The organism is Citrobacter sp. Cpo089 (assembly GCF_030332695.1).
Lineage (GTDB): Bacteria > Pseudomonadota > Gammaproteobacteria > Enterobacterales > Enterobacteriaceae > Citrobacter > Citrobacter portucalensis.
Genome location: NZ_JAOWHJ010000030.1, coordinates 1 through 13,747 on the forward strand (window position 1 = coordinate 1; position 13,747 = coordinate 13,747).

Consider the following 13,747-nt stretch of genomic DNA (forward strand, 5'->3'; position numbering starts at 1 on the left):
CCCGGCTGTATGCGCGAGGTTACCGACTGCGGCCTGAGTTTTTTAAGTGACGTAAAATCGTGTTGAGGCCAACGCCCATAATGCGGGCAGTTGCCCGGCATCCAACGCCATTCATGGCCATATCAATGATTTTCTGGTGCGTACCGGGTTGAGAAGCGGTGTAAGTGAACTGCAGTTGCCATGTTTTACGGCAGTGAGAGCAGAGATAGCGCTGATGTCCGGCAGTGCTTTTGCCGTTACGCACCACCCCGTCAGTAGCTGAACAGGAGGGACAGCTGATAGAAACAGAAGCCACTGGAGCACCTCAAAAACACCATCATACACTAAATCAGTAAGTTGGCAGCATCACCGCTGATGGCGATGGAGCCGATATGGGAGAGTGATTTTCATACGCTCTCATATGGCTTCCGGCCTGAGCGCAGTGTCCACCACGCGATCCGCACGGTGAAATTACAGCTCACAGACTGCGGTGAAACCCGGGGACGCTGGGTGATTGAAGGCGACCTGTCCAGTTACTTCGACACCGTACATCATCGACTGCTGATGAAGGCTGTACGCCGCAGGATCAGTGACGCACGTTTCATGACTCTGCTGTGGAAAACCATCAAGGCGGGACATATCGATGTCGGTCTCTTTCGGGCGGCCAGTGAAGGTGTGCCACAGGGCGGTGTTATATCGCCGCTATTATCGAACATCATGCTGAATGAGTTCGATCAATACCTGCATGAGCGCTACCTGAGCGGGAAAGCCAGAAAAGATCGGTGGTACTGGAATAACAGTATCCAACGGGGCCGAAGTACGGCGGTCAGAGAAAACTGGCAGTGGAAACCCGCGGTGGCGTACTGCCGCTATGCCGATGATTTTGTCCTCATCGTCAAAGGCACCAAAGCACAGGCGGAAGCCATCAGGGAGGAGTGTCGGGGTGTGCTCGAAGGCAGTCTGAAACTCAGGCTGAACATGGATAAGACTAAAATCACCCATGTTAATGACGGCTTTATCTTTCTGGGGCACAGGATCATTCGCAAACGCAGTCGTTATGGCGAGATGCGAGTGGTCTCAACGGAGAAAGCCAGAAACTTCGCCGCATCGCTGACAGCACTGTTATCAGGCAACTACAGTGAAAGCAAAGTCGATATGGCTGAACAACTCAACCGAAAACTGAAAGGCTGGGCCATGTTCTATAAGTTCGTTGATTTTAAGGCCAAAGTCTTCAGTTATATCGACCGTGTCGTGTTCTGGAAGCTGGCTCACTGGCTGGCCCGCAAATACCGTACAGGTATCGCTTCCCTGATGAGGTGGTGGTGTAAATCACCGAAACCGGGTCAGAGCAAAACGTGGGTTTTATTTGGTAAAACCAATCACGGCAAGCTCAGCGGCGAAATACTGTACCGGTTGGTGGGGCAAGGCAAGAAGCTGTTCCGCTGGCGGCTACCCGAAGGTAATCCCTATCTGAGGACGGAGACCAGAAACACGTATACATCGCGCTTTACAGAAGTGGCAATGGCGTTCGCCAGCATTTAAATGGAGAGCCGGATGCGCTGAAAGGTGCACGTCCGGTTCGGGGAGGAGAGGCAGGGAAATAGTCCGACTACGCCCTGCCTCTTACTCTACTCCGCACCTGGCAGGGCTGGCTGTATCTGGCGGTGGTTATCGAGCTCTTCGCCCGTAACGTGGTGGGCTGGTCGATGAAGCCCACTCTCTCACGCGAACTGGCGCTGGATGCACTGATGATGGCGGTCTGGCGGCGAAAACCGGACGGCGAGGTCATCGTAAATAGCGATCAAGGTAGCCAGTATGGCAGTGACGACTGGCAGCGCTTCTGCCGGGCCAATAACCTGGCTCCGAGTATGAGCCGGCGTGGCAATTGCTGGGATAATGCGGTGGCCGAATCGTTCTTCAGTTCACTGAAAAAAGAACGTATCAGGAAGAGAATATACAAAACCCGGGATCTGGCCCGGGCGGATATCTTCGATTACATTGAAGTGTTCTACAACCGGGCCCGGCGCCACAGTCATCTCGGTGGCGTCAGTCCGGAGGCCTTCGAACAGGCCTCCGTCGTGAGGACAGAATTTGTCCACTGTTGTGGGGGTAGTCCATAAATGATTCTGAGGTGTCTGTTAAACCCATGGCGATTCATTTCTCTGTACCTTTACGTGCTGTGCCTAGATCCATAGCTAACTTGTGGTTGAAACCTGCATACCATAACACTATTATATTTGTACGGCATACCTCCGTACATGCTATCGCCTTAAGTCCCGAACTTAACAAAACAGTCCGCTCTTTCAGATTAAAGAGTGGCCTGGGAGAAAAACCATGTCAGCACTGAAAAAGCAGCGCATTGACCTGAGATTAAATGAAGACGACAAACACATGATCGAAGAAGCTGCAGCAATGACTAACCAGTCAATTTCGCAGTTCATGGTCAGTACCGCCTCAGAACGCGCTGCAGAAGTTATTGACCAGCACCGTCGTCTGCTCCTCAATGAGGAGTCCTGGAACCTGGTTATGGATGCAATCACTAATCCGCCAGTACCGAATGACCGGCTGAAACGCGCCGCTAACCGTCTCCGGGAACTGGAGTAATAAATGGACGGTTTAAGAATTGAGATTTTTTCAGAGGAAGTTGAATATGAATTAAGCAACTTCGATTGTGGAGAAGAGTATCTGAATACTTTTCTTACTGACCATCTGAAACGCCAGCACAACAGTAAGATTTTGCGTGGCTATCTGCTCGTGACGAGAGAGGATAAACCACGTGTTATGGGGTACTACACGCTGTCTGGCAGCTGCTTTGAGAAAACACTTCTACCCAGCAAAACGCAACAAAAGCGCGTCCCCTACAAAAATGTGCCGAGCGTGACTTTAGGCCGTCTGGCAATTGATAAAAGCATTCATCACCAGGGATATGGAGAAACACTTGTTACCCATGCTATGAAAGTCGTGTATCAGGCCTCGCAGGCTGTGGGTATACACGGAATGTTCGTGGAAGCGCTGAACGACAACGCCAAAAAATTCTACCTTCGCCTGGGTTTTATACAGTTAAAAGAAGAAAACAGTAATTCGCTCTTCTACCCGACAAAATCTGTTGAAGAATTGTTCGAAGTAAAAGATGAATAAAACTGGTTTAGACTGATCCAGTAAAGCCGTACCGCTTACATAAAGCAGCCTGGTCCTATTACGGTATTTTTGCCGAAATCAGGCCTAGATATCGTCCAGCAGGCTGTTCAGTTCGCGCCGGTCAAATTCTTCCTGACTCATCAGCGGCCAGCGGATAAGGCGGGTGAGGCGGGAAGCCTGATCCGGCGTAAACCCGAATCCGGCCAGCATCGGTGTCATCAAATGGCCGGTATCTTCTTCATACCGATCCGAGCGAAGGGCATCAGGAGTCCCCTCCACGGCTTTTGCCAGCGCCAGGAAACGCTCCTGTAACGGTTGTTCCTTATTACGCCAGCCTGGCTTCACTGCTTTAAGGTGCTCCGGGTTTGTTGCGGATAACCCCTTCACATCGTATTGTCGCAGTGCCCTGAGCAGGTGCTGGTACCAGGTTACTGTCGTGGATGAAGCCTGTCCGCCGGGAAACTCAGCCCCTTTCAGTGAAGGTGTACCCTGTTCCAACGCGGTGCTTTCGTTGATCTGCAGGCGGATATCAATGCCGGCATCGTGACAGGCCTGTAACCACTCCGCCACCTGCAGGGGGTCGCTTTCGAGGCGCGTCACCTGCCCGGCAGAGGTCCACAGCTGCAGGCAGGTGGTGCCGTCAAGACGGATAACGTAGTCTCCCCGGCACGCCAGATGCCAGCGATCACTCAGCTCCACCGGGCGGTCGTCACCGAATGTGTCGGACGCATACACCGGCTTTAGCCGGACCAGGGGCAGGACCCGGACCACCGTCGCGCGCTGCTCAGTCTGCACTCGTTCGCGTTCGGCGGCCAGCAGGGGGACGGCGATTGCCCGTCCACTGTCCGTCAGCTCGACAGCCAGCTGCAGATTCGGCGCACGTAGCGTGCGCAGCCAGCCCGAGGCTTCCATGCGCCGGCAGGAGGCACGCAGGTTCGGTCCGTACACCGGGGCGTCCCCACCCTGCTCCAGCAGATGTTCCAGGTCCCGGGTACGGACACAGGTAATGTCATTGTGCTCAAGACCTGCCAGCACAATCAGCACGCGCCGCTGCAGCGGTGACGGACGGCGGACGTTCACCGTTGTCACGATGTCAGTCCTCTATCCTAAAGACGAGGGTGTGCAGGCGCTGCCAGTCGGCCTCAATGCGTTCATAATCTCCCACGCCTGAATAGCCACGATTCACCAGCCTGTGCCAGAAATGCAGGAAGTCCGTTGCTTTACTCAGCTCCTGAGGATAGTAAGGGCCTTCCTTGTTGAGATCACATTTCTGTATCGACTCCTCGGCTTCCTGCAACAGCTGCTCATAGCTGAGTGAAAACGTCACTTCCTGATCCATCCTGCACGCTCCGTTTGATGATGTGTGGTTATATAATAAATCATACTAAGAATTTTTATTGCTATTTTAGTTCAAATCATATCAGATATGATTGATAGTAAAGTGATAAATATCATACCTAGTATGATTTTGTTTGTATTGTTATAAAATCATATCAATTACGCGTTTCCCACCGTGTAGATCCGAAAAGCGGTAGTTCCGGATCACGGCGATTTTCTGCGCAGATTTGTGAAACGAAAATTAAAAATGTGCTACACTTTAATTGGTTAGATAAATTTCATCCTCCCCGCATCAGACCGACCTGACGAGTAAATCCTGTTAATCTGTTCATCATCGCTTCCGGAAACTTTTCTACTATGGATTTTTCGGAAGTGTAGGAACGCTGCGCCAGGTAATTACGGATGGTGACTGTTATCTGGCTATTCACTTCATGCGGGCAATGGAATGTCTCATGAGTGATAAATAAATAGAACTAATAGCCATCAAATAATAAGGAAATTTATTATGACTATAACGAAAATATGGGCATGCCAGTCATGCGAGGTCTGTGACGTCCCGCAGAACATTTTTGGAACGTTGTTATGTGTGTATGAGTATCTGACCAGTAAACCAGGTTCAAATCCGAAAATGTGGTTCAAGGAGCATTCGCCACAATACCGCGAATTGATTTCATATAGCGGGAAGGTGATTACCATCTGGCGTTCCTCGCAGAACGTCTGGCGTGTACGTACTGACCAAGATAATGTTGAGGACTGGGACGAGATGGCCACCTTAACCGGTGCTCCTCTGGCGTACCTCCTCGCATCCGAAGTGAAAGCTCTGCTCTTCTATATGCCGGATCTTCGCCATTACATGATGTTCTCCACTTTCAGGAACACCGGTGTGCGGATCGGTGAATCCCGGACGCTGACTCGGAATACTTTGATCTCGACGGGCTAAGACCCTTTATGAAATTACCGGGCTCAGGACATCCGGCCTGACGCACAATATTGACTGAGTGATGAAGGGAAACATATCGCAGTGAAGATGTTCAGCAGACTGCCCGCTCTTCCACACACCGCAGTCAATATCAATATCCCGGTAGGCGTATCCGCATATCGCAGTCAAGGCAGGCAAAACCTAAATGGGATGATGAATCAGTATAAATTGACTGTGGTATGCAGAACGCATACCACAGTCAACAAACCCTAAAACGGCATACCTCAGTCATTTTCCGGTTTCACGCTGCCGAGCGCCTTTGCCAGTTTCTGAGGATCAATACCTGCAGCCTTCAGGGCTTTAATCACTTCGTCATAGTTCTGCTCAGGTACTTCCTCTTCCGGCTCACGGGGAACAACGACCTTGCTACTGATGAGTTTCGGATTACGGTAATGCACGCTAAAGTAGGTGGCCCGGCCGCGTTTGAATTCGGTGTAATCCAGATAGCCGATATCCTTCAACTGCGCCATAGCTTTGCGCACCGTGTGGTTCTGCGTGTAGATGTTAGATGTCAGGTTGAGTCTATCTCGCATACGCTTCATGGAGATTGGGGCCGGATTCTGCGGCAGGCTTTCGATGTAGGTATAGAGTGCCTGTGCGGACTCCTTGCGCTGCAGGGCATCGATGGCCTTCAGACGCAACAAGACCCGTCTATCCATCTGATAAAGCTCAAATAGCTTGGGCTCTGCCCTGATCTCCACGACATCAGCAGTGATGTCGTAATAGGCAGACTGAACTAGGTGCGTAGTCCACCCTTTCGTTTCACTCTGAAACTTGAGGGTTACGGATGCCAGCTTGAATAGGGAGTTGCTGATCCTGTCGCGCATTTTCTTGTTAGAGCGCCGGGAGTCAAAGCCACACATTTTAACGAACTCAACAAAAGACAGCTTGAGCGTGTCATCCTTGACGCCAAAATCATACATTGAACGGATGATCCCAAGCCAGACTTTGAAGTCCGTATCCATATCGAGGCGCGATCCGGTGATCCTGACATCGGTATACCCTTCACTCCGGGCAATGGACAGCTGTACGAGCTCCTCAGTCGCATCCGTGACGTTTTTGCGGTTCGTCTTACTCCTGGAGGTCGATTTCAGTGTAGGAACGAACAGACCAAGCCTCATGAGTGCAACAGGCTGAACAGTACTGGCGCTGTTGACATCCAGCTTAACAACTTCGCCCGTTGTCTTGTTGACCTCCTGAAGATTCAGGGGTAACTCATTATTTTCCATAGCCATTTTATTAACCCGCGATCATCCACAAAGGAAAGTATATACGCATATCACAGTCAACGGAAATACATACCCCAGTTAATACAATTGCATACCGCAATAGGTGATCCTGCACACAACAGTCAACATACCACACACCACAGTTAATGAAGACAGTCTCCGGGCTCAGGCGTAGCGGGGCGCTGCACGATCCGGGGATCTCTTTTTGATCTCACCATGATCTCCTTAAGGATCAATTATTGGATCGAAATATGGAATAACTGCCAGCATCTCGTACATATGGACGACTGACGTGACACAATATGAATCCTGGTACAACAACCCGGTAATACAACACCCTGAAAGGCAATAATCTTGACTGTGATATGCAGAAAAATACATTTCATTACCCTTCTCTATTCCTGTTCTGCTTCATACCGCAGTCAATAATCTGCATACTGTAGTCAATTCCTCACCATTCAGATCCATCCGGTGGATCTTCGTTAGCTTCAGAGCGTTAGCCACACCCTGTTAGCACGCAGTAATTCCGCTTCCTCGACGCATGCGCATGCGTGCGCACGCTTTCTGCGGCGAGCGGATGATATTGACTGCAGCATGCGGCAACCTTCAGGCGGATGCTAAACTGAATACGGCTACATTTTGATCAGCTTTGCAATTTTAAAGATGGTTTGCAATTTTAATGTTGCTTTGCTCCTTTCATCAAGATTTAATAGATTAATGCAAAGTTGAAAACAAGGAACAGAAAATGGGACTGATGGAAACGCTTGACCAGTGCATTACTGCCGGTCATGAAATGACGAAAGCTATCGCGATTGCACAGTTTAACGATGATAGCCCGGAAGCTAGGAAAATTACCCGTCGCTGGCGTGTGGGTGAGGCCGCCGATCTGATTGGCGTTTCTTCTCAGGCAATCCGTGATGCAGAAAAAGCAGGACGCCTTCCCCATCCTGATATGGAAATGCGTGGACGTGTGGAGCAGCGAGTGGGCTACACCATTGAACAAATTAACCATATGCGGGATGTATTTGGCACCCGTCTGCGCCGTCCTGATGACAGCGTTCCGCCCGTCATCGCGGTGGCAGCACATAAAGGGGGTGTCTATAAGACATCGGTATCTGTCCACCTGGCACAGGATCTGGCGCTGAAAGGGCTGCGGGTACTGCTTGTCGAAGGGAACGATCCACAGGGCACAGCCTCCATGTACCACGGCTGGGTCCCTGATTTGCATATCCATGCCGAAGACACACTGCTACCATTTTATCTTGGTGAGCGCGATGATGCAGCCTATGCCGTCAAACCCACCTGCTGGCCGGGTCTCGACATCATTCCGTCATGCCTGGCCCTGCATCGCATTGAGACAGAGCTCATGGGAAGGTTTGACAACGGGAAACTGCCGACAGAACCTCATATGATGCTTCGTCTGGCCATCGAAACGGTGGCTCATGATTATGATGTTATTGTTATCGACAGTGCACCGAACCTCGGTATTGGTACCATCAATGTCGTTTGTGCTGCTGATGTACTCATCGTGCCAACGCCAGCAGAGTTATTTGATTACACCTCTGCCCTTCAGTTTTTTGACATGCTGCGCGATCTGTTAAAAAACGTGGACCTGCAGGGTTTTGAACCTGACGTCAGAATTCTTCTGACCAAGTACAGCAATAACAATGGCTCACAGTCACCCTGGATGGAAGAACAGATCCGCGATGCCTGGGGAAGCATGGTACTGAAAAACGTTGTTCGCGAGACCGACGAAGTCGGTAAAGGTCAGATCCGTATGAGAACGGTGTTTGAGCAGGCTATCGATCAGCGCTCATCTACAGGAGCCTGGCGAAATGCGCTGTCTATCTGGGAACCTGTCTGTAATGAAATTTTTGATCGTCTGATTAAACCTCGCTGGGAGATCAGATAATGAAACGTGCACCAGTCATTCCAAAACATACCGTAAAAGACATCCGCCCCGAAACTGAACCGTCAGCGGCACCCGCTGCACCAATGGTTGATTCATTAATTGCACGGGTGGGAGCTATGGCCCGCGGGAATACCATTCTGCTTCCGGTTTGTGGCCGGGAAGTGAAATTTGTTCTAGAAGCCATCCCGGGCGAGAGTGTTGAAACGGCATCAAGAGTCTGGTCAGGTAATGAACGTGATCAGGAACTACTGACCGAAGACGCGCTTGATGATCTGATCCCCTCTTTTCTCCTGAGTGGTCAGCAGACGCCTGCGTTCGGACGACGGATAGAAGGTGTAATTGAGATTGCAGATGGCAGTCGTCGCCGTAAAGCCGCCATAATGACATCATCGGATTATCGCGTTCTCGTGGGCGATCTCGATGACGAACAGATGATGTCGTTATCTAGGTTGGGTAATGATTACCGCCCAGTCAGTGCTTATGAACGGGGCAAGCGCTATGCACTAAGGCTGGAAAATGAATTTAGCGGCAATGTCTCTGCCCTGGCAGAAGCCGAAAATATTTCCCGTAAAATTATCACGCGTTGCATAAACACGTCCCTGTTACCAAAATCCGTGGTTGCCCTCTTTACTCATCCCGGTGAACTTTCTGCCCGCTCTGGTGAGGCGCTGTACAAGGCATTCTCAGGAAAAGAAGCTTTACTATTGCAACAGACACAGCAGCTTCATGAGCAAAAGACAGCGGGGGTTATATTTGAACCCGAGGAAGTTATCGGTTTACTAACAGATGTACTTAAAGAGCCATCCGGTAAAAAAGTTAATCTCAGTACCCGTCATCAGTTTGTACCTGGAGCTACAGCTCTTTACAAAGGCGATAGGGTCATTTTTAATCTCGACAAATCACGCTTGCCTGCCGAGTGTATCGAGAAGATAGAAAGCATACTTCGCGACTTACAACATGGTTAGCCTGCCTGGTGATGCTAGTAAGCTCATCTTAAATTTCTGATATTTCTATTATCTTGCTGCTTCGGAACACATTTATTCCGGAGCAGCGATTCACTGCACTATAGCCTCAGTTTTGTTAAACAGGTCTGTTTACTTCTCTCTGCCTGATTGCTATCACAATCTCAAGATCCAGTTCCGGTTACTTTTTCCTATCAGGCGCCACGGAACCACTTACTACATGCGTACCAGATCTCACCCAGTAACCCGGCCCGGAATGTTGACACCACACTCCGGAGTTAACTGGGACCACGGTCCCATTTCCGCCCCGAGAGTCAAAACTTACCCGCCAACCCTGCCCGGATTGTTGGCACCATACTCCGGAGTTAACTGGGACCACGGTCCCACTTCCGTCCTGAGAGTCAAAACTTTCACCCGGCAACCCGGCCCGGATAGTCGACACCACACTCCGGAGTTAACTGGGACCACGGTCCCACACTATTCTGCTGTTACTTTCATAATCAAAATTCAGAGAATGTAATTCCTATATACAGTGCGTAAGGAGATTATGTTCGTTTTGTTGCCTGGTGCTTCTTCACCCACTCGCGGGCTTCGCCCTGTCGTTCGGCTGCGCCTAGCACTACTGACTCATTCTGAAAAGCGAAGTTTAACTGATCCTCGCAATGGGGATTTACTTTCCTGCGGGTGGTGTACGCAGGGGAGAGCATCTCGCGTTTCATTTGCCATGCAAACGCAATCCCTCGTCCGGAAAACCATACCTGTCCCAGACCTGAATGATTAATGCCATCGAGAAACTTCATCAGTTCAGCGTTATGAGGACGTGGCGGACGTTCGTCGAACAGCTGCAGCTGCGAAACGCCGGAGCCGGTGAAGTCATTCAGCATCACACCGGCTTTGCGCCGTGATGGCGCTGGTATCTGGCACCTGGTCTTCACTCGCAGGACTTCCTGATGAGTCTGATGGTACCGTGGCGGCTCTGGCCATGTCACCGGAGACGGAATACCAGCGCCGGCGTTACACCCTGACGCTTCAGGATGACCGGAGCAGTGAACGGGTTGAGCGTGTGCAGACGGGGGTGTCATCCCGTCTGCGTGGAGATCAGCTCAGAAACCTGATTATCACCGGTCTGGCCCTGCACACGACCGCACAGGAGCTGCCGCGTCTGCTGGCCAGTATGCCGGTGCCGCCTGGCTCGGTCAGCGAGCTGCAGGTTCAGATCCAGCAGATGGCCGGTACGGCTGACGTGAGTAAAGCTGCAGTACCGGAGAAACCAGCAGAGCCTGCCGCACCGGTAACCGGTGAAGCGACCAGGATAAAGAAAAATATGCGACGGGTATTCGGAGAATAAAACATGTCAGTGATTAAACAGAAGGCAGAGCAGTGCATTCATAATTTTCTGCGCACCCAGAACGTGCCTGAAACTCAGTGGCCGGAACTGGTCAAAAAGACCGGCAGGGGAATGATACTGGCAGGCGTGGCCGTCGTGGTTCCCGGTGTCCTGGTTGATAATATCTCCCTGCCGGTGAAAATTGCGATGCAGGTCTTCTACGCCTCGCTGATCGGCCTCGGGGTTCTCCTGGCGTTTGACGAGAAAAAACCAAAGGGGCGGGGATGAATATGAACATTAGCCTGAAGGAAACGGTATGAAGCTTGAAGAACTGTCAGGAGACGAACGCACACTGGTTATTGTGGCACTGCAGGTGTTGCACCTATAGGCTAAATCCGGCCCGTACACTCGATGTAATGTTTCGTGATGAGCGGATGTGGGCACAGCTAAAATCATAACGGATGCCGAATGGCACCCGTCATTGGTGAAAGGAGTAGCTAACTAGTGAATGCCTTGCTACGCTGGAATTTCTCGACTATCTGATTCTTTCTAATCAGTTTTCCGTCAAAGAGTTTTGTGGTTTTGTCCTTAATCCGACGTAACCGCAGGTTTACATGTCTATCAGTTGAGACTTTTGCTCCTGATATAGCCATAATTGCTCTGGTTGCGAGGAACTCCTCTTCGTAGTTGTCGCATACGAAGATAAGTAGCTCTAAGTTTTTGGTATCAATGAATCGCGTGACTTCTTGGCTTAAAGATGTAGCTGATTTTATCAGATCATCTTTGTCGTTCAGGGTCTCAATGATCCGTTTCAGTTTTGGTGTCGATAAATCTTCTGGATTCAGGCTGCAGGCCTCGGAGAATTTTTCTGCGAGCGATTTTGCCTGGGTCATCAAACTAATGACCTCATACATATAAGGTAGCGACTTTAAATTGCCCAATGAACTGGTAACCCATATGGGGTTATTGTCATCATTAAATTTTTGCAGGACATCAATTTTGATATCCCAGCTATGAGTCTTCTGCGCAGTAGTGATGAATGACAAAACTGCATTTGGAAATGATTTAAGTATCTGATCTAAAATTACTCTTGTATTAATGATTGTAGCCCGCAGATAAGATAGTTCTTCATTCATAATCAGTGATTTATCACGATAGTCCTTTAGTTTATGAAGAGCCTTCTTTCTGTCGATCTCTTTGCGAACCCGGTTTCTTTCATTGGTAAAGGATTTATCAGCCTTAAAGTATTTTCTTGCACAATGTCCGCCAATCAGGACTTCAAAACCATCCGCGGTTACACCTAACCAACCACTTTTGTGTTTTTGATGGCACACGCCATTTAATGCTTTGAATCGCCATGGGTTTAACAGACACCTCAGAGTCATTTAAGATGGCTTAAAGAGAGGTGCCCATGAGCGGTAAGCGTTATCCCGAAGAGTTTAAAATTGAAGCAGTCAAACAGGTTGTTGATCGCGGTTATTCTGTTGCCAGCGTTGCAACACGTCTCGATATCACCACCCACAGCCTTTACGCCTGGATAAAGAAGTACGGTCCGGATTCTTCCATTAATAAAGAACAGTCAGATGCTCAGGCCGAGATCCGCCGTCTCCAGAAAGAGCTGAAGCGGGTTACCGACGAACGGGACATATTAAAAAAAGCCGCTGTAGATTCAATTGGTCAACGCAACAGTCATGTGAAAACATGTAGTTGCGGAGGATTGTTGAATGAGACGAACATTTACAGCAAAGGAAAAAACATCTGTTTTTGAACTGTGGAAGAACGGAAAAGGCTTCAGTGAGATAGCTAATATCCTGGGTTCGAAACCAGGGACCATCTTCACGATGTTAAGAGATACTGGCGGCATAAAACCCAATGAGCGCAAGCGAGCTGTTGCTCACCTGACGCTGTCTGAGCGCGAGGAAATACGAGCCGGTCTGTCAGCTAAAATGAGCATTCGAGCCATCGCTACAATGCTGAATCGTAGCCCTTCAACAATCTCACGTGAAGTTCAGCGTAATCGTGGTAGGCGCTATTACAAAGCCGTTGATGCGAATAACCGGGCCAACAGGATGGCTAAAAGACCAAAACCGTGCTTACTGGATCAGAATATGCCGTTGCGAGAGCTTGTTCTGGAAAAGCTTGAGATGAAGTGGTCCCCAGAGCAAATATCAGGATGGTTAAGGCGAACGAAGCCGCGTCAAAAAACACTACGAATATCACCTGAGACAATTTATAAGACGCTTTACTTTCGTAGTCGTGAAGCGCTACACCACCTGAACGTACAGCACCTGCGCCGATCGCACAGCCTCCGTCATGGCAGGCGCCATACTCGCAAAGGTGAAAGAGGCACTATCAACATAGTGAACGGAACGCCAATCCACGAACGTTCCCGGCATATCGATAACAGACGCTCTCTGGGACACTGGGAAGGCGATTTAGTCTCGGGTACAAAAAACTCCCATATAGCCACACTTGTAGACCGAAAATCACGTTATACGATCATCCTGAGACTCAGGGGCAAAGACGCTTTATCAGTGAATCAGGCTCTTACAGATAAATTCCTGAGCTTACCACCTGAACTCCGGCGATCACTGACATGGGACAGAGGAATGGAGCTGGCCAGACATCTGGAATTTACTGGCAGCACAGGAGTTAAAGTTTACTTCTGCGATCCTCAGAGCCCCTGGCAGCGGGGAACAAACGAAAACACTAATGGGCTAATCCGACAGTACTTTCCCAAAAAGACATGCCTTGCCCAATATACTCAATATGAGCTGGATCAGGTTGCAGCTCAGCTAAACAACAGACCGAGAAAGACACTGAAGTTCAAAACACCTAAAGAGATAATTGAAAGGGGTGTTGCGTTGACAGATTGAATCTACA

General features: G+C 49.8%; 10 protein-coding genes and 7 pseudogenes. 11 read left to right on the forward strand and 6 right to left on the reverse strand.

What is annotated here, in order from left to right; translation table 11 throughout:
* Positions 1-295: pseudogene (locus tag OGX92_RS04410) on the reverse strand (IS1-like element IS1A family transposase); the annotation flags it as partial.
* Positions 296-351: 56 nt separating this feature from the next.
* Between OGX92_RS04410 and OGX92_RS04415 the strand changes: the two are divergent.
* The 4 genes and pseudogenes from OGX92_RS04415 to OGX92_RS04430 form a co-directional block, all read left to right on the forward strand.
* Positions 352-1,521, forward strand: a pseudogene (locus OGX92_RS04415) (reverse transcriptase domain-containing protein); the annotation flags it as partial.
* Between the two features lie 80 nt (positions 1,522-1,601).
* Positions 1,602-2,099: pseudogene (locus OGX92_RS04420) on the forward strand (IS3 family transposase); the annotation flags it as partial.
* 214 nt (positions 2,100-2,313) lie between these two features.
* Positions 2,314-2,583, forward strand: a complete 270-nt coding sequence (locus OGX92_RS04425) for a type II toxin-antitoxin system TacA family antitoxin (RefSeq protein WP_048213818.1) — start codon at positions 2,314-2,316, stop codon at positions 2,581-2,583.
* Between the two features lie 3 nt (positions 2,584-2,586).
* Positions 2,587-3,117, forward strand: coding sequence for a GNAT family N-acetyltransferase (locus OGX92_RS04430; RefSeq protein ID WP_048213819.1), 531 nt, complete (start codon positions 2,587-2,589; stop codon positions 3,115-3,117).
* Between the two features lie 84 nt (positions 3,118-3,201).
* Here OGX92_RS04430 and OGX92_RS04435 read toward each other — a convergent pair whose 3' ends face one another.
* Both OGX92_RS04435 and OGX92_RS04440 read right to left on the reverse strand, forming a co-directional pair.
* Positions 3,202-4,206 (reverse strand): hypothetical protein, encoded by a 1,005-nt coding sequence (locus tag OGX92_RS04435; protein ID WP_048213820.1) that lies wholly within the window; start codon positions 4,204-4,206, stop codon positions 3,202-3,204.
* A 4-nt stretch (positions 4,207-4,210) separates the two neighbouring features.
* Positions 4,211-4,456, reverse strand: coding sequence for a hypothetical protein (locus tag OGX92_RS04440; RefSeq protein ID WP_048213821.1), 246 nt, complete (start codon positions 4,454-4,456; stop codon positions 4,211-4,213).
* Positions 4,457-5,218: 762 nt separating this feature from the next.
* Here OGX92_RS04440 and OGX92_RS04445 point away from each other — a divergent pair.
* Positions 5,219-5,412: pseudogene (locus OGX92_RS04445) on the forward strand (tyrosine-type recombinase/integrase); the annotation flags it as partial.
* A gap of 246 nt (positions 5,413-5,658) precedes the next feature.
* Here OGX92_RS04445 and OGX92_RS04450 read toward each other — a convergent pair.
* Entirely contained in the window at positions 5,659-6,669 is a 1,011-nt protein-coding gene (locus OGX92_RS04450; RefSeq protein ID WP_063161595.1) for a RepB family plasmid replication initiator protein, read from the reverse strand.
* Positions 6,670-7,408: 739 nt separating this feature from the next.
* Here OGX92_RS04450 and sopA point away from each other — a divergent pair.
* Positions 7,409-8,575, forward strand: a complete 1,167-nt coding sequence (gene sopA / locus OGX92_RS04455; protein WP_045325857.1) for a plasmid-partitioning protein SopA — start codon at positions 7,409-7,411, stop codon at positions 8,573-8,575.
* Positions 8,575-9,540, forward strand: a complete 966-nt coding sequence (locus OGX92_RS04460; RefSeq protein ID WP_063161596.1) for a ParB/RepB/Spo0J family plasmid partition protein — start codon at positions 8,575-8,577, stop codon at positions 9,538-9,540. Before sopA ends, OGX92_RS04460 begins: the two co-directional genes overlap by 1 nt.
* A gap of 643 nt (positions 9,541-10,183) precedes the next feature.
* On the opposite strand, the pseudogene OGX92_RS04465 reads toward OGX92_RS04460, so the two are convergent.
* A pseudogene (locus tag OGX92_RS04465) lies at positions 10,184-10,433 on the reverse strand (DUF4113 domain-containing protein); the annotation flags it as partial.
* On the opposite strand from OGX92_RS04465, the pseudogene OGX92_RS04470 reads away from it, so the two are divergent.
* Both OGX92_RS04470 and OGX92_RS04475 read left to right on the forward strand, forming a co-directional pair.
* Positions 10,427-10,885 (forward strand): annotated as a pseudogene (locus tag OGX92_RS04470) (plasmid partitioning/stability family protein); the annotation flags it as partial. The pseudogenes OGX92_RS04465 and OGX92_RS04470 overlap by 7 nt on opposite strands.
* A 3-nt stretch (positions 10,886-10,888) precedes the next feature.
* On the forward strand, positions 10,889-11,152 hold the full coding sequence (locus OGX92_RS04475; protein WP_063161583.1) for a hypothetical protein: 264 nt from the start codon (positions 10,889-10,891) through the stop codon (positions 11,150-11,152).
* A 209-nt stretch (positions 11,153-11,361) separates the two neighbouring features.
* On the opposite strand, the gene OGX92_RS04480 is transcribed toward OGX92_RS04475, so the two are convergent.
* Positions 11,362-12,198 (reverse strand): hypothetical protein, encoded by an 837-nt coding sequence (locus OGX92_RS04480; protein WP_104652392.1) that lies wholly within the window; start codon positions 12,196-12,198, stop codon positions 11,362-11,364.
* Between the two features lie 77 nt (positions 12,199-12,275).
* Here OGX92_RS04480 and OGX92_RS04485 point away from each other — a divergent pair.
* Together OGX92_RS04485 and OGX92_RS04490 are read left to right on the forward strand one after the other, a co-directional pair.
* A pseudogene (locus OGX92_RS04485) lies at positions 12,276-12,524 on the forward strand (transposase); the annotation flags it as partial.
* A 64-nt stretch (positions 12,525-12,588) separates the two neighbouring features.
* The gene (locus tag OGX92_RS04490) at positions 12,589-13,740 is read left to right on the forward strand and encodes an IS30-like element IS30H family transposase (protein WP_001254955.1); all 1,152 of its coding nucleotides are present in this window, start codon (positions 12,589-12,591) and stop codon (positions 13,738-13,740) included.
* Positions 13,741-13,747 lie beyond the last annotated feature (7 nt).

Bases quoted from the DNA above. Each gene is read 5' to 3' on its own strand.
- OGX92_RS04425 (WP_048213818.1), top strand. From the start codon at position 2,314: ATGTCAGCACTGAAAAAGCAGCGCATTGACCTGAGATTAAATGAAGAC.
- OGX92_RS04430 (WP_048213819.1), top strand. From the start codon at position 2,587: ATGGACGGTTTAAGAATTGAGATTTTTTCAGAGGAAGTTGAATATGAA.
- OGX92_RS04440 (WP_048213821.1), bottom strand. From the start codon at position 4,456: ATGGATCAGGAAGTGACGTTTTCACTCAGCTATGAGCAGCTGTTGCAG.
- OGX92_RS04450 (WP_063161595.1), bottom strand. From the start codon at position 6,669: ATGGCTATGGAAAATAATGAGTTACCCCTGAATCTTCAGGAGGTCAAC.
- sopA (WP_045325857.1), top strand. From the start codon at position 7,409: ATGGGACTGATGGAAACGCTTGACCAGTGCATTACTGCCGGTCATGAA.
- OGX92_RS04460 (WP_063161596.1), top strand. From the start codon at position 8,575: ATGAAACGTGCACCAGTCATTCCAAAACATACCGTAAAAGACATCCGC.
- OGX92_RS04475 (WP_063161583.1), top strand. From the start codon at position 10,889: ATGTCAGTGATTAAACAGAAGGCAGAGCAGTGCATTCATAATTTTCTG.
- OGX92_RS04490 (WP_001254955.1), top strand. From the start codon at position 12,589: ATGAGACGAACATTTACAGCAAAGGAAAAAACATCTGTTTTTGAACTG.